The 20554-nt window shown below is 63.4% G+C and carries 15 protein-coding genes; 6 read left to right on the top strand and 9 right to left on the bottom strand.

All coding sequences use genetic code 11. From position 1 onward, the window contains the following. The gene (locus tag AC1D0I_RS09505; RefSeq protein WP_477394641.1) at positions 1-1476 is read right to left on the bottom strand and encodes a cobyric acid synthase; all 1476 of its coding nucleotides are present in this window, start codon (positions 1474-1476) and stop codon (positions 1-3) included. Beyond that, complete coding sequence (locus AC1D0I_RS09500; protein ID WP_477394638.1) at positions 1476-2090, bottom strand: dimethylsulfonioproprionate lyase family protein; 615 nt, start codon at positions 2088-2090, stop codon at positions 1476-1478. The genes AC1D0I_RS09505 and AC1D0I_RS09500 overlap by 1 nt, the downstream gene beginning before the upstream one ends. A gap of 289 nt (positions 2091-2379) precedes the next feature. On the opposite strand from AC1D0I_RS09500, the gene AC1D0I_RS09495 reads away from it, so the two are divergent. Then, complete coding sequence (locus AC1D0I_RS09495; RefSeq protein WP_477394636.1) at positions 2380-3546, top strand: isobutyryl-CoA dehydrogenase; 1167 nt, start codon at positions 2380-2382, stop codon at positions 3544-3546. Between the two features lie 26 nt (positions 3547-3572). Then, positions 3573-4457, top strand: a complete 885-nt coding sequence (gene mmsB / locus AC1D0I_RS09490) for a 3-hydroxyisobutyrate dehydrogenase (protein WP_477394634.1) — start codon at positions 3573-3575, stop codon at positions 4455-4457. Positions 4458-4738: 281 nt separating this feature from the next. Here the strand turns inward: mmsB and AC1D0I_RS09485 are convergent, their stop codons facing one another. From AC1D0I_RS09485 to AC1D0I_RS09470, 4 genes are all read right to left on the bottom strand, one after another. After that, positions 4739-5383, bottom strand: a complete 645-nt coding sequence (locus tag AC1D0I_RS09485) for a cytochrome c oxidase assembly factor Coa1 family protein (protein WP_477394632.1) — start codon at positions 5381-5383, stop codon at positions 4739-4741. A 90-nt stretch (positions 5384-5473) separates the two neighbouring features. Then, positions 5474-5839: a hypothetical protein gene (locus AC1D0I_RS09480; RefSeq protein ID WP_477394630.1), complete on the bottom strand. Its 366-nt coding sequence runs from the start codon at positions 5837-5839 to the stop codon at positions 5474-5476. Between the two features lie 136 nt (positions 5840-5975). Then, positions 5976-7355 carry an aspartate aminotransferase family protein gene (locus AC1D0I_RS09475; protein WP_477394628.1) on the bottom strand — a complete coding sequence of 460 codons (1380 nt, stop codon included), beginning with the start codon at positions 7353-7355 and terminating at the stop codon, positions 5976-5978. A gap of 348 nt (positions 7356-7703) precedes the next feature. After that, positions 7704-9779: a prolyl oligopeptidase family serine peptidase gene (locus tag AC1D0I_RS09470; RefSeq protein WP_477394626.1), complete on the bottom strand. Its 2076-nt coding sequence runs from the start codon at positions 9777-9779 to the stop codon at positions 7704-7706. Positions 9780-9928: 149 nt separating this feature from the next. Between AC1D0I_RS09470 and AC1D0I_RS09465 the strand changes: the two genes are divergently transcribed. Further along, on the top strand, positions 9929-10498 hold the full coding sequence (locus tag AC1D0I_RS09465; RefSeq protein ID WP_477394624.1) for a hypothetical protein: 570 nt from the start codon (positions 9929-9931) through the stop codon (positions 10496-10498). On the opposite strand, the gene AC1D0I_RS09460 is transcribed toward AC1D0I_RS09465, so the two are convergent. From AC1D0I_RS09460 to AC1D0I_RS09450, 3 genes are all read right to left on the bottom strand, one after another. Continuing rightward, positions 10490-11653, bottom strand: coding sequence for an MFS transporter (locus AC1D0I_RS09460; RefSeq protein ID WP_477394622.1), 1164 nt, complete (start codon positions 11651-11653; stop codon positions 10490-10492). The two genes, AC1D0I_RS09465 and AC1D0I_RS09460, sit on opposite strands and share 9 nt — an antisense overlap. Continuing rightward, positions 11650-12831, bottom strand: coding sequence for an MFS transporter (locus AC1D0I_RS09455; protein ID WP_477394777.1), 1182 nt, complete (start codon positions 12829-12831; stop codon positions 11650-11652). The genes AC1D0I_RS09460 and AC1D0I_RS09455 overlap by 4 nt, the downstream gene beginning before the upstream one ends. 183 nt (positions 12832-13014) lie before the next feature. After that, positions 13015-14922, bottom strand: coding sequence for a phospholipase D-like domain-containing protein (locus tag AC1D0I_RS09450; RefSeq protein ID WP_477394620.1), 1908 nt, complete (start codon positions 14920-14922; stop codon positions 13015-13017). Positions 14923-15173: 251 nt separating this feature from the next. Between AC1D0I_RS09450 and AC1D0I_RS09445 the strand changes: the two genes are divergently transcribed. The 3 genes from AC1D0I_RS09445 to AC1D0I_RS09435 all read left to right on the top strand — a co-directional run. Beyond that, positions 15174-16751, top strand: a complete 1578-nt coding sequence (locus AC1D0I_RS09445) for a trimethylamine methyltransferase family protein (protein ID WP_477394618.1) — start codon at positions 15174-15176, stop codon at positions 16749-16751. A 92-nt stretch (positions 16752-16843) separates the two neighbouring features. After that, positions 16844-19414, top strand: coding sequence for a GcvT family protein (locus AC1D0I_RS09440; RefSeq protein ID WP_477394616.1), 2571 nt, complete (start codon positions 16844-16846; stop codon positions 19412-19414). A 9-nt stretch (positions 19415-19423) separates the two neighbouring features. Next, positions 19424-20554 (top strand): M24 family metallopeptidase (locus AC1D0I_RS09435; RefSeq protein ID WP_477394614.1); only part of this gene is annotated, 1131 nt, incomplete at its 3' end.

Genomic DNA, 20554 nt, shown 5'->3' with positions numbered 1-20554 from the left:
CTAGCGCGCCAGCGCAAAAATCGCATCACAGTCGAGATGGATTTCCAGCTCGGCTGCGACCTCGTCCAGCGCCCGCTCGACTTCGGCCCGATAATCGATGCCGCCACCCTTGATGCCGAGGCTTTCAAGGAATTTCCCGCGAAAGCCGTCGGCGCCGAACAGGCCATGCATATAGGTGCCGATCACCTTGCCGTCGGCGGAGACAGCGCCATCTTCGACACCATTGATGATCGCCGACGGTCGCATGGTGTCCGGACCCGTGGTGTGGCCAAGGTGGATCTCGTAGCCCTCGAGCGGCAGATCGAATTGTACCGAGCGGGCACTGACATTGCGCACCGTCTTCTCCGGTTCCATCACCGTTTCGACGTCGAGCAGGCCAAGCCCTTCGGCTTCGGTGACGCTGCCTTCGATACCGTCGGGGTCGCGCACCGAGCGGCCAAGCATCTGGAAACCGCCGCAAATGCCAACGACATGGCCGCCCCGCTTGCAGTGGGCAAGAAGGTCCCGGTCCCAGCCGTTCTCGCGGAATTTCAAGAGATCGCCGATCGTCGACTTGGAGCCGGGAATGACCACCAGCCCGGCATCGGCCGGCAAAGGCTTTCCGGGCGGCACGAACACCACCTCGACCTGCGGTTCGGCCTTGAGCGGATCGAGATCGTCGAAATTGGCGATGCGGCCAAGCATCGGCACGGCCACCTTCAGCGCGCGCGTCTCGCCGGACGCCAGCCGTTCCAGCACCACCGAATCCTCCGGAGGCAGCCGCGCTGCCGCCTTCAGCCACGGCACCACGCCAAAACACCGCCAGCCGGTAAATTTCTCGATCGACCTGATGCCGTCGTCGAACAGCGAGACGTCGCCGCGAAACTTGTTGATGAGGTAGCCGACGATCATGCGCCGGTCCTCTTCCGGCAGGATCAGATGCGTGCCGGCCACCGAGGCGATGACGCCGCCGCGATCGATATCGCCGACCAGCACCACCGGCACGTCGGCGCGGGTCGCAAAGCCCATATTGGCAATGTCGCGGCTGCGCAGGTTGATCTCGGCCGGCGAACCGGCGCCCTCCACGATGACCAGGTCGGCGCCCTCGCCGACCTTGTTCCAGGAGTCCATCACGGCGTCCATCAGTTGGCCCTTCAGCGCCTGATAGTCGCGCGCCCGTGCTTCGCCAAACACCTTGCCCTGCACGATGACCTGCGCGCCGACATCGGTCTGCGGCTTGAGCAGCACCGGGTTCATGTGGACCGACGGCGCCACACCGCAAGCGATCGCCTGCAGCCATTGCGCGCGGCCGATCTCGCCGCCGCCGGCCTTGTTGTCGCCGGGAATGTCGGCGACCGCAGCGTTGTTCGACATGTTCTGCGGCTTGAAGGGCCGCACCTTCAGCCCACGCTTTTTTGCTGCCCGGCAAAGGCCGGCGACCAGCACCGTCTTGCCGACATCCGAACCCGTGCCTTGCAGCATGATCGCCTTGGCCATCAGCCCCTGCCCTGCGCCACGGTTCCGGTGATCGTGGATTTTGCAGCCAGTGGCCCGCCGCGCCAGATGTAGAGCGCCAGCAATGGCTCTATGCCGGTGCGCATGGCGTGGTTGACGTTGGAAGCATGGTGGACCACCTCGCCGGCCGCGCGCCGGCGAAACCCGCTCTCACCCATCCGCCACTCAGTGCCGCCGGTCAGCGGGATGTAGATCTCCTCGGCAACATGATGATGGTCGGGATAGACGACATCGGGGCCAAGAATCAGCAGGCCGGCCGCAACCTGGTCATTGGCGAAGTGGCCACGGGTGCCGAACACTTCGAGCCAGCCGTAATTGTCGATGAATGCCTCACCGAAATCCGCCTTGCTATAGGTCTGCCCCCAGCGGAGATCATTCCGACGTTCCGCAAGCAATCGCACCAGCGGCTTGGCATCGGGCGGCGCCAGTTCGGCGGCGCGATCGAGGTGGCGCAGGCAGCCAAGCGGATGCGGCTCCAGCGCGCGGGCTGGCATGTCCCAGGCGATCCCCGCCACGGCGTAGCGCACCAAGGCGTCGTCCACGGAAGCGAGATAGGCGTGGAACTGTTCCAGCAGTTCATCGAATTTTGTCGCCACGTCTCGCTCCGAACATGCATTGGTGCACAGCCGCTCCGCAGGAGGTCGGGTTGCGCGGCGGCATCATTGGTCTAGATTGGTGCGCGCGCAAAGCCAAAAACAACAGGCCAGCGAGCTTAAGATGTGTTGAGATTCAGGTCAGGCCGAGCTGAAAACGGCGGTTTTCGAGAACCGGAGCGGAGCGTCCTTAAGGTACGTGAGCACCGGAAGCGCAGGAAACCGACGTTTGCAGGCCGGCATCACCTGAGTATCAACATAAGTTAGCTGGCCAGCACATAGGGAGCACGCCATGGACGCCGCGGTCGATGCGAGCACCAGCCAGTTCGAACTCAACGAGGAACAGCGCGCCATCCAGGAGATGGCGCAGGCCTTCGCTGCCGACCGCGTCGCGCCGAACGCACTCGATTGGGACCGCAGGAAACACTTCCCCGCCGACGTGATCCGCGAGACCGGGCCGCTCGGCCTCGGCGGCATCTATGTCCGAGACGATGTCGGCGGCTCCGCGCTCGGCCGGCTCGACGCTGTACTGATCTTCGAGGCGCTCTCGCGCGCCGATCCGGCCTTTTCGTCCTTCATCTCGATCCACAACATGGTCGCCTCGATGATCGACCGTTTCGGCAATGAAGAGCAACGCCAGCGCATCCTGCCTAAGCTCACCTCAATGGAATGGCTGGCGAGCTACTGCCTGACCGAACCGGGCTCCGGATCGGATGCCGCGGCGCTGAAGACGCGCGCGGTGAAGAGCGGCGGCGACTATGTCCTCAACGGCACCAAGCAGTTCATCTCGGGCGCAGGTGACAGCGACGTCTACGCCGTCATGGTGCGCACCGGCGCCGACGGGCCGAAAGGCATTTCCACCATCGTCGTTCCCAGGGACGCGCCCGGCCTCTCCTTCGGCGCCAACGAGCACAAGATGGGCTGGCACATGCAGTCGACCCGCCAGGTCATCTTCGAAGACTGCAAGGTGCCGGCGGAAAACCTGCTATCGGGCGAAGGTGCCGGCTTCGGCATCGCCATGGCCGGGCTCGACGGCGGCCGGCTGAACATAGCCGCCTGTTCGCTGGGCGGCGCGCAATCGGCGCTCGACAAGGCGCTGTCCTACGCCGCCGAGCGCAAGGCGTTCGGCTCCAGGATCAACCAGTTCCAGGCGCTGCAGTTCAGGCTGGCCGATATGGAGACCGAACTGCAGGCGGCGCGCATCTTCCTCTACGCCGCCGCCTCGAAGCTCGACGGCAAGGCGCCGGACGCCGGCAAATGGTCGGCAATGGCCAAGCGCTTCGTCACCGACACCGGCTTCACCGTGGCCAACGACGCGCTGCAGCTGCTCGGCGGCTACGGCTACCTGCACGATTACGGCATCGAGAAGCTGGTGCGGGACCTGCGCGTCCATCAGATCCTCGAAGGCACCAACGAGATCATGCGCGTCATCATCGCGCGAGCCCTGATCGGCCGCTGACGCCAGAAGAACCTGGGAGACAGACAATGACGACGATCGCCTTCATCGGGCTCGGCAACATGGGCAATCCAATGGCGGCCAATCTGGTCAAGGCCGGGCATGCCGTGCATGGCTTCGACCTGATGCCGGAGAATCTGACGGTCGCCCGCGAGCATGGCGTCATCATTATGGCCAATGCACCGGCCGCGGTGAAGGACGCCGATGTGGTGGTCACCATGCTGCCGGCCGGCAAGCATGTGCTGTCGGTCTATGAATACATTGCTCCCAAGGCCAAAAAGGGCGCGCTGTTCATTGATTCCTCGACCATCGATGTCGAATCGGCCCGCAAGGCGCATGCCGTCGCCACCAAGCACGGCCTGCTGTCCATCGACGCACCGGTCTCAGGCGGCACCGGCGGTGCGGCGGCCGGCACGCTGACCTTCATGGCCGGTGGCTCCGACAATGCCTTCGCCGCCGCCGAGCCGATCCTGAAGCCGATGGCCGGGCGTATCGTCCATTGCGGCGGCGACGGCGCAGGACAGGCCGCCAAGATCTGCAACAACATGATCCTCGGCATTTCGATGATCGGCGTCGCCGAGGCCTTCGTGCTGGCGGAAAGGCTCGGCCTCTCGCACCAGGCGCTGTTCGACGTCGCCTCGACTTCGTCCGGCCAGTGCTGGTCGCTGACCACCTACTGCCCGGTGCCCGGCCCTGTGCCGACCTCGCCCGCCAACCGCGACTACAAGCCGGGCTTTGCCGCCGCTCTGATGCTGAAGGACCTGAGGCTGGCGCAGGAGGCAGCACAAGGATGCGGCGCGGTGACCCCGCTTGGTGCTGAGGCGGCTCAGCTCTATGCGCTGTTCAACGCCCAGGGGCATGCAGGCGCCGATTTTTCCGGAATCATTAATTTTCTGCGCGGAGCCAATCCATAAGCTCCTAATATAACTGGTTTTTTTGCTTATCTTGAGAGAAACTGGTCAAATTTAGGTTTGCTTAAGCTCTCGATAACCCCCCGGTAACGATGTTTCTGTAAAACGGAATGCGAGGCGGACATATCGCATCCGCCCGGCGCTCCGGATCAGGTCTCGCGTACCGGAGCCCGTAAGTTTCGCCAAGTGTTTGCGTAGCGAAACGCCATGCGTATCTGGCAAAGCCGCGTTCCCGTTGGAGCGCGGTTTTTGCATTTCCGCCGGCTTCATCAGCGCAGCCTGTTTTATATACCGATTGCCGCATTCGGGATCGCGACATGATCTTCATTGATCAGCACGATCGGTGCATCGGCTCCCTCGACCCGGACGACCAGCAGGCGCAGGCTCCACGTGCCTGCTGTCCGGACAGCGGTCGAGAAGGCGGTGCCCTTGCCCTTGGTACCATGGACCGGAATGCTGAACTGGGCATCGCCCGCCCCATTCGCATTGACATTGAGATGGCCACCGACCCAAAAACTCTCGGTCAGGTCATCACCGAGGGCGGCCTTGACGCGGTCGTCGGCGCGAAGCTTGTCCATGGTCATGTGATAGGCATCGCTGCCTTTCAGGACGTAAGGAATACCGCCGACCATCGCCGCACAGCCGCCGATGCTGACCACCCAGATGACAAGGCCCGCGATCGCCCAGTTGCGTTGCGTCTTGCGGAACTGTTCCGCGTCGCGCCAGGCGCGGTTCTGCCAGGCCCAGCGGCTGCCGCGCGCACCCAGTACGATGATCATGACGATGTTGACGACAGGAATCAGTGCCAGCAGCGCGATGAAGGTGCTGTTGCCGATACCCCAGATCCAGTTGAGGAAGAAGGCGCCCCAGTTCCAGCGGTCAAGTTCGGCGGGAATTTCGGCAGGCTGGTTGAGCGGCTGTCCGGCCATGATGTTCCCCCATCGGCAGATGTGCTTGATGGGTTCTAGCGTATGACCTCGAAAAACGGGAATCGGTTTTTCCGGAGCGGCCTTTCTTTGTCAGGCCTTGTTGGAAAGCCGGCGAAAATTCGCCTTCACCGTACGGCTTGCCGGCTTCAGCGCGGCGCTGATCGACCGTTCCGCGGCGACGCCGTTGAACAACGACGGCGTGCGGCCGGCAAGGATTTCCGGCCAGAACCGCGATGCCGACTGCAGGAAGGACATTTGCGCCGCAAACGCTCCTTCGGCCACCGCTACGGTCTTCTCGTTCACGGCGCGCGCCGTCTCCGTGCCCCATGGCTTCCCGCTCCCGGCATCCAGCGCCATCAACGGCAGCCGCATCAGCGCCACCATCGGCGCCAACATCAGGTCACCGCCGATGCTGGCTGCATCTTGCAGCCGTCGGCTCTTGCCGGTCTTTTTCATGGAAACAGTCCCCTTGTCGCAGCCACGTCGGCTGCTGACCCGCACACTAAGCGCTGAGGGTGAAATTCGTTCCCTAACGAAATGTTTCTCGAAGCCGGGCATTCCCATCGAGAACGCCCGGTCGAGGTACCGATCCCTATCGCTTGCGCAGATCCGCCTGCGCCAGGTCCAGCGCCTTGGAGATGCGCTCGCAAGCCATGTCGATCGTGTCACGGGTCCAGATCAGCGGCGGCGACAGGATCATCGTGTCGCCGGTGGCGCGCAGCATCATGCCTTGCGCGATCGCATGGTCGCGCACGGTCACCGCCGCACTTCCCGACGGCAGGAACCGCTCCTTGGTGGCCTTGTCCTTGACGATTTCGATCGCGCCCATCAGCCCGATCGAGCGCACCTCGCCGACCAGATCATGCCCGGCAATGCGCTCCTGCAACGCCTTGGCGAAATACGGCCCGGTATCGTTCCTGACGCGATCGACCAGCCCTTCCCGCTCGATGATCTCAAGGTTCTTCAGCGCCACGGCACACGCCACCGGATGACCGGAATAGGTATAGCCGTGATTGAACTCGCCGCCCTTCCCGACCAGTGTCGCGGCGATGCGGTCGCCGACCAGCAATGCCGACAGCGGCTGGTAGCCCGAGGTCAGTGCCTTGGCCGTGGTGATGGTGTCCGGCTCGATGCCGAGCGTTTGTGATGCGAACCATTCACCGGTGCGGCCGTAGCCGGTGATGACCTCGTCCAGCATCAGCAGGACATCGTATTTGCGACAGATGCGCTGCACTTCCGGCCAGTAGCTGACCGGCGGTATCTTCACGCCGCCTGCCCCCATCACCGGCTCGCCGATGAAGGCCGCAACCTTGTCGGCACCGGCTTCGAGGATCGCATCCTCGACGGCCTTGGCCGCCCGCAGGCCGAAGTCATGATCGCTCTCGCCCGGCAGTGCGAGTTCATAGGCATAAGGCATCATCACATGGACGATGTTGGGCACCGCGCCGCCGAGCTGCTTGTGCATGGCATCCATGCCGCCGAGCGAGGTGCCGGCAACGGTCGAGCCGTGATAGGCCATCTTGCGCGAGATGATGCGGTTCTTCTCCGGCTTGCCTTCCAGCACCCAGTAGTGGCGGACAAGGCGCAGCGCCGTGTCGTTGGCTTCCGAACCGGACGAGCCGTAGAATACCTGGTTGACGTGCTTCGGCGCGATCTCCGCCAGCTTCTTGGACAACAGCACCGGTGTCGGCGTCGAGCATTTGAAGAAGGAGTTGTAGTAGGGCAGTTCCTTCATCTGCGCGTAGGCGGCCTCGGCCAGTTCGTCGCGGCCATAGCCGATGTTGACGCACCACAGCCCAGCCATGCCGTCGAGGATCTCAGTCCCCTCGGTATCGTAGATGAACGGCCCGTTGGCATGGGTGATGATGCGCGAGCCGGCTTCGCGCAAATCCTTATGGTCGGTGAACGGGTGGAGATGGTGCGCGGCGTCGATCTGCTGAAGCTGCTTCAGCGAATAATTCTGATAGGTCATTGATCTGATCTTTCCTCTGGATTCTATCCGGCCGTGCCGGGAGCGAATGCGTCAGAGGCAAGCAGGTGGCGAATAACCGATGCGGGCGCACAGGCGCAGAAGCTCGGCGCGCAGCGTGCGCGGTGACGGTGTCACCGCGACCCGGAATGCGCGAGCCCCAAATACGGGAGCCAAGGTCCTGACGAAAGCCATGGACGGCACCTTAGAGCAATTCCGGGAAAAGAGTGAAGCGGTTTTCCCGGGAAAAGCTCGTATCGCTCTCCCTCAGGGAATTGCATCAAAACAAAGATCGAGCAAAGGGCGGTCGAAGTGAACCACCCTTTGCGTTTGCAGCGCCGAGACTTCGGCTCATGCCTTGCCGCTCAGCGCCCTTTGCAGGAACACATACTTCATCGCCGTCTGCGCCGCCTGCGGCCGGCGGTCGCCGCGGCCGCCATGTCCGCCCTCGGTCTCCTCGAAGAACAGCGTCCGGGTGTGGCCGGCTTCCTGCAGGCGGGCCGCCATCTTGCGCGCATGACCGGGATGGACGCGGTCGTCAGCGGTCGAGGTGGTCAGCAGCACCGGAGGATAGGCGGCATCGGCCGCGACATGCTGGTAGGGCGAATAGGCCGAAAGCCACTTCGCATCTTCCGGTTTCGACGGATCGCCATATTCGGCCATCCACGAGGCACCGGGCGGCAATTCGGTGTAGCGCAGCATGTCGAGCAGCGGCACCTCAATGATGACGGCACCGAAAAGCTCGGGATGCTGCGTCATGGAAACGCCGGTCAGCAAGCCGCCGTTCGAGCCGCCCTGGATACCGAGCGAAGCCGCCGTGGCAATCCCGCGCTTGACGACGTCCTGCGCGACCGCGGCAAAATCGTCGAAGGCGTTCTGACGGTTGCCCTTGAGCGCCGCCTGATGCCAGGCCGGGCCGAACTCACCGCCGCCGCGAATGCAGGCTTGGACATAGGCATTGCCGCTTTCCAGCCACAACCTGCCGCGCACGCCGGCATAGCTTGGCAGAAGCGGGACTTCGAAACCACCGTAGCCATAAAGCAGCGTCGGCACCGGACCCTTCTGGTCGCGCCGCCGGACGACGAAGTACGGGATCATCGTGCCGTCCTTCGAGCGCGCCTCGAACTGCTCCGAGATCAGCGGCGCCGCATCGAAGCGGGCCGGCTGCGACTTCACGGTGGCGAGCGTCTCGCCATCGTCGTCCGACCAGATGATCGAACTCGGTGTCAGGAAGTCGGTGAAGGAGAAGGAAACGCTGGAGCCGAAATGCTCGGCGTGGCTGATGCCGACATTGCCATTCTCGGGCAGTGCCACGGGCTTCTGCGACCAGCCGCCATCCTTGCGCTCGCAGACGACAATCTTGCCGCGCACATTGTCCATCAGGTTGATGAACAGGCGGTCCTGCGTGCGGGCAATGCCGGCAATCGACACGCGATACGCCGGCTCCAGCAAGGTCTCCACTGGGCCGAGCGTGCCAGCCTCGACCCAGTGTGCCAGATCCAGCGAATAGAGGCCATCAGGCTTGCACGAAGTGCCGTCGGGCGCCGTCCACGGGCTGCGCACGCCGAAGACGAGTTGATCCTTGAAGATCGCCGTATCGGTCACGTAGTCAGGCAACGGCAGGCGTTTGTTCTCGCCGGAAGGAAGCCGCAGGAAGATATGTGAGGCGAAGAAATCGAGCGTCCGGGCCAGGATCAGATAACGTCTGTCGCCGTCGAACTCGACGCCAGCGCCAACCGCGAGATCCTCCTTCTGCCCCTCGAAGATCGGTGTCGCGTCTTCCAGTTTGGTGCCGCGCTTCCACAGCTTGACCACGCGCGGATAACCGGATTGCGTCTTGTCAGCCTCCTCGAAAGCCGCCGAGACGATGACGGTGTCCTTGTCCAGCCAGCCGAAGCCCGACTTGGAAGCGGGTGCGCGAAATCCGTCCTCGACAAAGGATTTGGTCGCGATGTCGAATTCGCGCATCTCGCTGGCGTCACCGCCATCCGGCGACATCGAGACAAGGCAGAGGTTGAAGTCCGGATAGAGCCGGCTGGCACCGCTGAACACCCACTTGATTCCGTCCTTGGCCGCAAGCTGGTCGAAGTCGACGATCGTTTCCCAGTCGGGCTTCTCGGTCTTGTAGGAAGCGACCGTCGTGCGGCGCCACAGGCCGAGCACATTGGTCTTGTCCTGCCAGAAATTGTAGACATGGCCGGCAATCGCGGCACCGACCGCGATGTTGTCCTCGGCAGTCATCAGGTCGAGTGCCGTCTGGAACGACGCCTGATAGGACGGATCGCCCTGCAGTTCACCGACCGTTACCTCGTTCTGACCATGCACCCAGTCGAGCGACTGCTTGGCTGTCCTGTCCTCCAGCCAGAGAAAGGGATCTTCGGTCGAAGGGGTGGAATTTGGCAGGGTCTGCGTGGTCGACTTGGTCATAGGGTCTCCGGTAAACTCATCAAGGCTCGGTGTCGCACACATCGTCATGCCACTACCGAAATTCAATTGGAACGCGCGAAAGAAGCGACCCGCCATACCGCATCAAGTGCGAAACCTTATCCGGCCATGTGTCGCTACGAGGAAGCCGCATGCAATTTCTCTACATTGCGAAAGAGAGATTTGATCCGTCCAGGGGCACGGAATGGACGAAATACATCGAGTGGTCGGGCCTCACCCAACTGACCGAAGTCGTCACCCTCGATGGAATGCTTGGCCCGGTCGCGCTTGGCGAGACAAAGGACAGCTACTGGCCCCACATTGTCAACGAGGACTGGATGCTCGATTTCTTTGTGGATCTTGAGTTTCTGCTTTCGCAACTGGCGGATACGAACGAACTGAATATTTTAAGCGTAATTCGAAAGCCGTCGACGGACGTGCATTCGATTGATTGGGGCGGTTTCATCTTCCTGGGCTACGATTTGTTGGATCAAGAAGGTTCCATAAGCGCGTTGACCAACTGCGGCGGATTTCCCGACGTGTTTTCGAATTCGGAGTTATCTCAAGTTGGGCTGATACCCGACTTTGATCGTGCCGCTGAAATTCAGGACATGCTGCGCCGGATACACCCCGAGGAACGTCACGCCCATTGTGACATATGGGCAATTTCGAGATGGCGAGGCGATGACGAGCAGCAGCATCCCACAATAGCGTCAGGCTAACCTTCGACCTACGATGCTCGCAACCGCCAGCGTCAGACACATCAGGCCAAGGATAATCGGCAGGCCTCTTGCACCCAGAACATCCATCGCTGTACCGGCCAGCGGCGGCACTGCGATGCCGCCGACGCCCCACATCAGGGAGAAGGCGGCGTTGCCGGCAACCAGTGTCGAGCCGGTGAAGCGCTCACCGAGCTCGATGATCGACATCGTGTAGATGCCGTAGGAAACCGCACCCCAGACAAAGATCATCGGCCAGATCAGTGGCGTCTCGATGAGAAACGGCAGGAGCAGGCAGCCAAGCACCGTGATCGCGACACAGGCAAGCCGCACCAGACGCGCGGAGAGCCTTTCGGCCAGCAGGCCAAGTGGCACCTGCATGGCGATGTTGCCGGCGATCATCACCGAAAGCAGCGCCGACATGCGGGTTTCAGAGATGCCGTGATGGGTGCCATAGACGGGCAGCAAGGCCAGCGCGCCCTGCTCGAAGCCGGCGGCAACGATAACGGCAAACAAAAGCAGCCACGCCAACCGCACGAAGCCCAGGACGGAAACCTGATGCCCGGCCTCGTCGACCTTGGGCAGACGCGGCAGCACCGAGGCCAGGCAGATGCCGCACAGCACGAAGGCGAAAATGCCGACGAGGAAAGGCGGCCAGCCCTCCGTGCCGACGGCAAGCAGGCATAGCGGCCCGGCCGCGAAGCCGGCCGAGATGATCGTCGAATAGACGCCCATGACGCGGCCGCGCCGGGCCGGCGGCGCCAGCGCGATCACCCAGATCTCGCTCAGCACGTAAAGCGGGTTGGTCACCACGCCAATCATGAAGCGCAGGGGAAACCAGAGATAGACATCCTGCGTCCAGCCGATCAGCACCAGCACGATCGCCGAAAGCGCCGCGCAGGAGAGTGCCGTGCGCCCTGCCCCGAACCGGCGCGCCAGCGCCGGGATCAGTGGTGACGAGACGATGAAACCTATCGGTGTCATTGCCGCCGACAAGCCGATCATCGCCGGTGAGACGCCCTGGCGCTGCAGGATGAAGCTCAGCAGCGGATAGGACAGGCCTTGCGCGATGGCGAACACCGAGACGGTCGCGATCACGCCGGTGATCGCCGCCCACTGCATCGCTGTCTCACTGTCGCTCGAACCGTTCGCGATCATGCCTTGCCGCTCCGGCGCACGGACGAGCGATACAGCGCGAACATCACCAGCAACGCGTCGAGACCGGCGATCACGACCGGCAGGCCGAGCGGGCCGATGCCTTGCATGAGCAGCCCGGCACCCGGCGGGCCGACAATACCGCCGACGCCCCACATCAGCGCGAAGGCGGCGTTGCCGGCGACCAGCACCGAGCCCTTGAAGCGGCTGCCCAGTTCGACCAGCGCCATTGTGTAGACGCCGTAGCCGACGGCGCCCATCACCAGCAGCACGACCCAGATCAGCGGCGTCATGACCAGCAGCGGCAGCAAAAGCGCGCAAGTCGCGGTTGCCAGCGCACAGACGATGATCATGGCACGACCGCCAAAACGCTCCGCCAGCAGGCCGAGTGGGATCTGCAGCAGGATGTTGCCCAGCGAAAGCGCCATCACCAGCGAGCCAAGCACGGCCTCCACCAGGCCGTAGCTGGCGCCAAACACCGGCAGCAGCGCATAGGTGCTTTGCTGGACCGCGGCCGAAACCAGGACGGCAAGCAGCAGTGCCGGCGCCACCTTGGCAAAGCCGACAAGGCCGCTGGCAGGTTGGCCGTCATCCTCGAAACCGGTGAGCCTGGAAGAGACGGCGTGCAGGATCACCGCGCAGAGTGTGAAGCCGGCGACACCGACCAGGAAGGGAGCCCAACCCGACGTGCCCAGCAGGGTCAGTGCGAATGGCCCGGCCGCATAGCCGGCGCCCAGCAGCGTGTTGAACACGCCCATGACCCGGCCTCGTCGCGATGGCGGCGCCAGCGACAGCGCCCAGACCTCGCCAAGGATGTAGAGCGGATTGATGACCACGCCGATGATGAAGCGGATGACGAACCAGGCCACCCAGTCCTGCAGATAGCCGATGCCCAGGAAGCAGAGCGCGCCGATCAGCGAGCAGCCGACCGCCAGCGTGCGTGCGCCGACCAGCCGCACCGCGGCCGGCACGAAGGAAGCCGAAAGGATCAGGCCGAGCGGCATCATCGCCGCCGACAAGCCGATCAGCGCGGGCGACATTCCCTGCTTCTGCATCAGCAGCGTGAACAGCGGCGAGCTCAGCCCTTGCGCGGCGCCGAACATGGCAAGTGCTGCGGTGACGCCGGCAAGCGCTGCCCACTGCGTTCCCGCTTCGCCTTCGCTCGAGCCGGTCGCGACCATGCTGATACTGTCATCCATGTGAAAGTGCAGGCCATCCCGCCGGCAAGCCCGACTAGCTACTGGTTCGATTTAGGGAAAGGAAGGGCCGGACGGTGAAATCCGCTTGCGCCACCGGACCCGTCCTGTCGGCTGAAGCCGATCGGCCCCTCATCGAATGGAGGCAGGTGCTGAACCTGGTGGAGGCTACGGAAAATACCGGGCGATCGCCCCCTTCTTGCCGTCGGCGTAAGGCTTCAGCCACTTGTCGTCGATGGAAATCCCGTCATCGTCGGAAGGTCCCTTGCCGATCGTCCTGCGCCAGGCGCGGAACTTGTAGTGGTCGAACACGTCGAGCATATGCACTGCATAGGCGGCGGCGAAGGTCTTGTCGCCCTCCACGATCACCATGTTCTCGTCATTCTCATAGGACGCCTTGTAACCGAGATTGTGGCTGCCGGTGATGACCGTGGCGTTGTCCTCCATCGGGTCGATGATGACGATCTTGTCGTGCACGATCGCATGGCCGACGGTCAGTACTTCTGCCTGGAAGTCGCGGGCGATCGTGGCGCCGGTCAGGTTTGCCGCCCGCACAATGGAGACGTTGGGCATCTCCCAGACCTTCTCAGGGAATACGAAGGGCGACTTGCCGTCCTTGTTCGACTTGTGGGTGACCGGATCCTTGGTCGGCGCGACATAATTGGGCATCGCGGTTTCGTCGCTGATCGCGCCTTGCACGATCAGATTCGGATCGGCCTTGGCTGCCGCGACCGCCTGGTCGACGATCGAGTTTTCGCCGAGCAGCGACGGATTGAACACCAGGAACAGCACCGCGCGTTTCGCCGCCTTGATGCGGGCGAATACATCCTCGAGGTCGACCGGCCGCACCGAGATGTCCTTCTTGTTGCGGTCGGGATCGTTGGGCGAGAACCAGACCGTCATACCGTCCAGCGTTGCCGTGGCGCCGTTCAGCGGATTGGGCAGGTGGTTTTCCCTGCGAAACGGCACGCCTTGCGTCTGCACGACGTGGCCGGCGGCGCTTTCCGAGGCTGGCGGCGGGAACACATCGGCCTTCATGCGCTGCCAATAGGCGTCGAAGATCTCGGCCATCGCCGGATCGTCGCGGATGAAGGCGTTGTTGGACTGTCCGCAAATGCCCGTCGACGTCCAGTTGGTGCTGCCGGTCATCACCGCTTGCGGCTTGCCCTGGCCATCGCGGTAGACGGCAAACTTGTTGTGGCCGATATGGTTGTTGTTGAACAGGCGGTCGCTCACCACGACGCCCGCGTCGTGCAAGCGCTTCCTGTACGGCGCGTTGCCGGCGTCCCAGGCCTTGGTCTGGTCGTCCCTGCCCGAATTGGCAAGAATGACCTCGACGACATCCTTGGCGGCGATGATCGCGTCGCACAGCTCGTCGTCGCCAAGCTCGTAGAGCGCAAGCCTGACGGTGCCGCCTTCGGTCTTGGCCCGTTTCAGCAGGCTGGTCAGCACATCAGGCACATCGCCATGCAGATAGGCGCGTATCTTGCTGGTCGGATCCTGCAGCACCGCCCTGATCTTGTCGCGCTGCCCGACCTTGATGCCGGCCTCTTGCAGCGCATGCGACATCCATTGCGTCGACAGCACGCCATTGGTGAAGGCAACCCGCGCCTTGCCGAACATCTGGCCGAGAAAGATCGACGGGCTGACCGCACCCTGGCCGAGATAACCGAGCGGACGCGCCGGCCCGGTATAGGCGGGCTTGCCATCGACGATCTGATCGGGTCGCACCGGCACCGGGTCGAGACCCGGCTTCATGTCGCCGACCGGGCGCACCCGGTAGGCTATCATTTCACCCTCCGGCCTGACGTCGATGCTGTCGCGCCGCCGCCGCACGGTGAGATCGCGCCAGAATGTCTTCTGCACCGGCCAGACGCCGGTATCCTGGGGAATCCATCGTGGATTGCGTTGGCCCTTGAAAGGCACCCAGGAGGCCAGGCAGCGTTCCTCGCCGGTGTCGGGATAGATGCGCACGATCTCGAAGCCGAGGCAGCCCGGGATCATGCCGTCTATATCCCAGGAAAGGAATGCGACTTCGTTGTTTGTCGCGGCGCGCACTTTGACGACGTCAGGCATGGCGTTCCCTCCAGAGACGTTCGGCGCGCCAATATAGCAGAAGTAAAAGACGGATGTGTAACGCGTTTCACTTAGCGTCGATCCGGCCGCCGCTCTCAGGCCAGCGCATCGCCACGATCGGGCGATATTCTGACCGTGCAACTGCCGTTCCGGCATGTCGCTTCCCTCGCCCTAGTGGTCGCCGCCTCCGCAACGACCGGCGGGTCGCCGGTCCATTATGCCGCCCGCCACCGCATCGTACGAGGACCATCATGACCGCCGCCCTACAACCTGCAGAACCGGCATTGGCCACCGACCGCGCCCGTCGTGGCGGCCGCGCTGGAAAGCGCGCCGGCGGTTCGGCCGCGTTCGAGCAGCCGGCTTTCCGCCAGCTGAAGAACCCGCTCGCACCGACCAGGCTGGTTTCGGACGACGAGCTGGAATCGATCCATCTCGCTTCCTTGCGCGTGCTGAGGGAAATCGGCGTCGACGTTCTGCATGACGAAGCCCGCCGCATCATGAAGGCACATGGCGCCGACGTGCGCGACGGCAGCGAGCGGGTGCGCTTCGACAGCGACATGATCCTCGAGCTGGTGTCGAACTGCCCTTCGGAGTTCACCATCCACTCGCGCAACCCGGCGCACAATGTGCGCTTCGGCGGCAACAATCTGATCATCTCGATGATGGCATCGGCGCCCAACTGCTCCGACATCGATCGCGGCCGCCGGCCTGGCAACCAGCAGGATTACCGCAACTTCCTCAAGCTCGCTCAGATGCACAACATCCTGAACTGCACCGGCGGCTATCCGGTGGAGCCGACCGATATCCATCCGTCGGTCCGGCACCTGGAGTGCGTCCGCGACCTCGCCACGCTGACCGACAAGGTGTTTCACATCTATTCGCTCGGCAAGGAGCGCAACGTCGACGGCATCGAGATCGCCAGGATCGCGCGCGGCATCAGCCACGAGCAGTTGCTCGAGGAGCCGTCGGTCTTCACCATCATCAACACCAATTCGCCGCTCAAGCTCGATGTGCCGATGATGGAAGGCATCATCCAGATGTCGAGCAAGGGCCAGGTCGTCGTCGTCACGCCGTTCACCCTGTCGGGGGCCATGGCGCCGGTGACGATCGCCGGCGCACTGGTGCAGCAGAACGCCGAGGCGCTGTCCGGCATCGCCTTTGCCCAGATGGTGCGCAAGGGCGCGCCCGTCGGCTATGGCGGCTTCACCTCCAATGTCGACATGAAGTCCGGTTCACCGGCCTTCGGTACGCCCGAATACATGAAGGCACAGCTGGTCGGCGGCCAGCTTGCCCGCCGCTACAACATACCCTACCGCACCTCCAACACCTGCGCCGCCAACACGGTCGATGCGCAGGCGGCTTACGAGAGCGTGTTCTCGCTGTGGGGCGCCATCCAGGGCGGCGGCAATTTGATGATGCATGCGGCCGGCTGGCTCGAGGGCGGCCTGCGCTRCTCCTATGAGAAGACCATATTGGACATCGACCTGCTGCAGATGGTGGCGGAGTTCCTGACCCCGCTCGACCTGTCCGAAGAAGCGCTCGGCTTCGATGCCATCCAGTCGGTCGGTCCCGGCGGCCATTTCTTCGGCACCCAGCACACGCAGGACCGCTACAAGACCGCCTTCTACTCGCCGATCCTCTCCGACTGGCGCAATTTCGAGACCTGGGCGGAAGCCGGCTCGCCGACGGCGCTGGAAAAGGCCAACAAGGTGTGGAAGGAGCGCCTGGCCTCCTACGAAGAGCCCTTTATGGACCCGGCCATTCGCGAGGAACTCAACGCCTTCGTCGAAAAGCGCCGGTCCGAGGGCGGTGCACCGACCGACTTTTGAATGGCACGCGGCGACCGCTGACCTCGGCGTCGAGGCGTTCCACCGCCGACCCAAAAACCTGATTCAGTTTACGCAAAAACGGACCTATCTTGATGAAATCTCATGTAAAAGCGGTTGTCATCGGCGGCGGCGTCGTCGGCTGCTCGGTTCTCTACCATCTGGCCAAGGCCGGCTGGACCGACATCATGCTGATCGAGCGCTCGGAGCTTACCTCCGGCTCGTCCTGGCACGCGGCGGGCGGCTTCCACACGCTGAACGGCGACCCCAACGTCGCCAAGCTGCAGGCCTATACGGTGCAGCTCTACAAGGAGATCGAGGAGATTTCCGGCCAGTCCTGCTCGCTGCACCTGACCGGCGGCGTGATGATGGCCGATACCCCGGAGCGCATGGACTTCCTGCGGCTCGCCCACGCCAAGGGCCGCTATCTCGGCATGGACACCGAGTTGATCACGCCATCCGAAGCCAAGGCGATGTTCCCACTGATGGACGAGACCAATTTCGTCGGCGCCATGTGGGATCCGGTCGAGGGCCATCTTGATCCGTCCGGCACAACGATCGCTTATTCCAAGGCGGCCAAGAAGCTCGGTGCCGAGATCGTGCTGCGCAACCGCGTCGTCGAGCTGACGCAAGAGGTCGACGGCACCTGGAACGTCGTCACTGAACAGGGCACGGTTCACGCCGAGCACGTTGTCAACTGCGGCGGCCTGTGGGCACGTGAGATCGGCCGCATGGTCGGCGTCGAACTGCCGGTGCTGGCCATGGAGCACATGTACCTGCTCACCGAGCCAATGCCGGAGGTCGAGGAATTCAACAAGTCGACCGGCCGCGAGATGATCGGCGTGCTTGACTTCAAGGGCGAGATCTACACCCGCCAGGAGCGCAACGGCATCCTGCTCGGCACCTATGAAAAGGCGTGCAAGCCGTGGTCGCCGGTCAACACACCGTGGGATTTCGGCCATGAATTGCTCGCCCCCGACCTCGACCGCATTGCGCCTTCGCTGGAGATCGGCTTCAAGCATTTCCCCGGCATCGAGAAGGCCGGCATCAAGCAGATCATCAACGGCCCCTTCACCTTCGCGCTCGACGGCAACCCGCTGGTCGGCCCGGTGCAGGGCCTGACCAATTTCTGGTGCGCCTGCGCCGTTATGGCCGGCTTCAGCCAGGGTGGCGGCGTCGGCCTGGCGCTGTCGAACTGGATGGTCCACGGCGATCCCGGCTTCGACGTCTGGGGCATGGACGTCGCCCGCTTCGGCGAATGGGCCGGCCTGCGCTACACCAACGCCAAGGTGCGCGAAAATTATTCGCGCCGCTTCTCCATCCGCTTCCCCAATGAGGAACTGCCGGCCGCGCGCCCGGCGCAGACGACGCCGCTCTACGACACGATGCTCGCCAACAACGCCGTCATGGGCGACTCCTGGGGTCTCGAAACCCCTCTCTGGTTCGCCCCGAAGGGCAAGGAGCCGAAGGACATCGTCTCCTTCCACCGCTCCAATGATTTTGGGCCGATCGGCGAGGAAGTGCGCGCTACCCGCGAGCGCGTCGGCGTCACCGAGATCGCCAACTTCGCCAAATACGAAGTGGCCGGACCAGGGGCGGAGGATTTCCTCAACCGGCTGATGACCAACCGTATGCCGAAGACCGGCCGCATCGTGCTGACGCCGATGATCAACGAATTCGGCAAGCTGATCGGCGACTTCACCATCGCCAAGGCCGGCGAGGACCGCTTCATGATCTGGGGCTCGTCGGCGGCGCAGAAATATCACATGCGCTGGTTCGAGAAGCATCTGCCTAAGGACGGTTCCGTGCGCATCCACCGTTTCGACCAGACGCTGGTCGGTCTGTCGATCGCCGGGCCTAAGTCCCGCGACCTCTTGCAGAAGCTCGTCGATGTCGACATCTCGACAAAAGCCTTCCGCTTCATGGATTTCCGCGAGATGGCGGTCGGCGGTGCGCCCTGTTTGGTCAATCGCATCACCTACACCGGTGATCTCGGCTACGAGATTTGGATGGCGCCGGCCTACCAGCGCCTTGTCTATAAGGCGATCAAGGATGCCGGCGAGGAATTCGGCCTCGTCGATTTCGGCATGCGCGCTTTGCTGTCGATGCGCCTGGAAAAGAACTTCCCGACCTGGTTCCGCGAGTTGCGGCCGATCTACGGACCGTTCGAAGGCGCGATGGACCGCTTCATCAAGCTCGAGAAGAACGATTTCATAGGCCGCGAGGCTGCCGCCAAGGAACAGGCCCAGGGGCCAAAACTGCGCCGCGTCTCCTTCATCGTCGATGCCGCCGACGCCGATGTGATGGGCGACGAGCCGATCTGGGCCAAGGTCTCCAAGGACTACGGCACGGTGGAAAAGCCGCATGGCTACGGCGCGCCGCGCTTCGACGATGGCGGCGAGGAAATACGCGGCTCCAAGGCGGCTGAAGGCGCTTCGGCCGTGCGCGGTATCGTCGACGGCGACTGGCGCGTGGTCGGCTGGGTGACATCAGGCGGCTATGCGCACTATGTGCAGAAGTCGATGGCGCAGGGCTACGTTCCGGCGGCACTTGCTGAGGACGAAAGTGCCGGGCTGTTCGAGATCGAGATCTTGGGACACCGGCGCCCGGCCCGCATCAACGTCGAAGCGCCTTTCGACCCGAGTGGCGAGAAGATGCGGGCCTGAGGTTCGGTCATGGACACCGCGGGGCCGAAGGGCAGCTTTGGCCGTCATCGCAAGATCATGCCGTTCGAGCCGGGCTCGATCGAGGCGCTGCGCGACGCTTCCCGCCAGAAGGCGGCGTCGCTCAACCAGCATGTGCTGGGCTATGGCGCCCAGGCGGAAGCTGAATGGGCAGCGGCGGGTATTGCCGCTCCCGATCTGCCGGCGATGCGCCAATACCGGCTGGACCGCATCCGCGCCGAGTTGAAGCGTCGTGACTATGCCGGCGCCCTGCTCTACGACCCGGTCAACATCCGCTACGCCACCGATTCCACCAACATGCAGCTGTGGGTGGCGCACAACCCGACACGGCATTGTTTCGTCGCCACCGACGGGCCGGTGGTGCTGTTCGATTATTTTTCCTGCGAGCACCTGTCCGACCATTCCGGCGTCGTCGACGAGGTGCGGCCGGCTGTCTCATGGATGTATCTCTATGGCGGCGAACTGACCGAGCAAAAAGTCCGCCGCTGGGCCGCCGGCATTGCCGATCTGGTCAGGGAACATGGCGGCGGCAACAGCCGCATCGCGGTCGATCACATCAACCCGGAAGGCGTCGAGGAACTCGCGCGTCTGGGTGTGACGATCGGCAATGGCGAAGCGGTGATGGAAAATGCGCGGCTGATCAAATCATCGGACGAAATTCTCGCCATGCGCCGCGCCATCGTCGCTTGCGAGGCGGCGATGGGCGAGATGGAGCAGGCTCTGCAACCTGGCATTTCCGAGAACGCGCTGTGGGCCGAACTGCATCGCGGCAACATTGCGCGCGGTGGCGAATGGATCGAGACACGGCTGCTGACGTCCGGCCCGCGCACCAACCCGTGGTTCCAGGAATGCTCGTCGCGCAAGATCGAAGCCGGCGACCTGGTCGCCTTCGACACCGACCTGATCGGCCCCTACGGCTTCTGCGCGGACCTGTCGCGCACCTGGCTGTGCGGTGATGCAAAGCCGACCAACGAACAGCGCGACCTGTTCCGCATCGCCGCCGATCAGATCGGGCACAACACGCAATTGATGCAGCCGGGCACCTCGTTCCGCGACCTTGTCGAACGCTCGGCGGTACCGCCCGGAGACTGCTTTCCGACGCGTTACGGCGTGCTCTATCAC

This window comes from Mesorhizobium sp. P2_D1 (assembly GCF_056404455.1).
Note: the sequence above shows the minus strand (reverse complement) of the source record. Positions and strands in the feature narration are given on the sequence as shown.

Excerpts from the sequence above, each read along its gene's own strand:
- AC1D0I_RS09505 (WP_477394641.1), bottom strand. The coding sequence starts at position 1,476 with ATGGCCAAGGCGATCATGCTGCAAGGCACGGGTTCGGATGTCGGCAAG.
- AC1D0I_RS09495 (WP_477394636.1), top strand. The coding sequence starts at position 2,380 with ATGGACGCCGCGGTCGATGCGAGCACCAGCCAGTTCGAACTCAACGAG.
- mmsB (WP_477394634.1), top strand. The coding sequence starts at position 3,573 with ATGACGACGATCGCCTTCATCGGGCTCGGCAACATGGGCAATCCAATG.
- AC1D0I_RS09485 (WP_477394632.1), bottom strand. The coding sequence starts at position 5,383 with ATGGCCGGACAGCCGCTCAACCAGCCTGCCGAAATTCCCGCCGAACTT.
- AC1D0I_RS09480 (WP_477394630.1), bottom strand. The coding sequence starts at position 5,839 with ATGAAAAAGACCGGCAAGAGCCGACGGCTGCAAGATGCAGCCAGCATC.
- AC1D0I_RS09475 (WP_477394628.1), bottom strand. The coding sequence starts at position 7,355 with ATGACCTATCAGAATTATTCGCTGAAGCAGCTTCAGCAGATCGACGCC.
- AC1D0I_RS09470 (WP_477394626.1), bottom strand. The coding sequence starts at position 9,779 with ATGACCAAGTCGACCACGCAGACCCTGCCAAATTCCACCCCTTCGACC.
- AC1D0I_RS09465 (WP_477394624.1), top strand. The coding sequence starts at position 9,929 with ATGCAATTTCTCTACATTGCGAAAGAGAGATTTGATCCGTCCAGGGGC.
- AC1D0I_RS09460 (WP_477394622.1), bottom strand. The coding sequence starts at position 11,653 with ATGATCGCGAACGGTTCGAGCGACAGTGAGACAGCGATGCAGTGGGCG.
- AC1D0I_RS09455 (WP_477394777.1), bottom strand. The coding sequence starts at position 12,831 with ATGGTCGCGACCGGCTCGAGCGAAGGCGAAGCGGGAACGCAGTGGGCA.
- AC1D0I_RS09450 (WP_477394620.1), bottom strand. The coding sequence starts at position 14,922 with ATGCCTGACGTCGTCAAAGTGCGCGCCGCGACAAACAACGAAGTCGCA.
- AC1D0I_RS09440 (WP_477394616.1), top strand. The coding sequence starts at position 16,844 with ATGAAATCTCATGTAAAAGCGGTTGTCATCGGCGGCGGCGTCGTCGGC.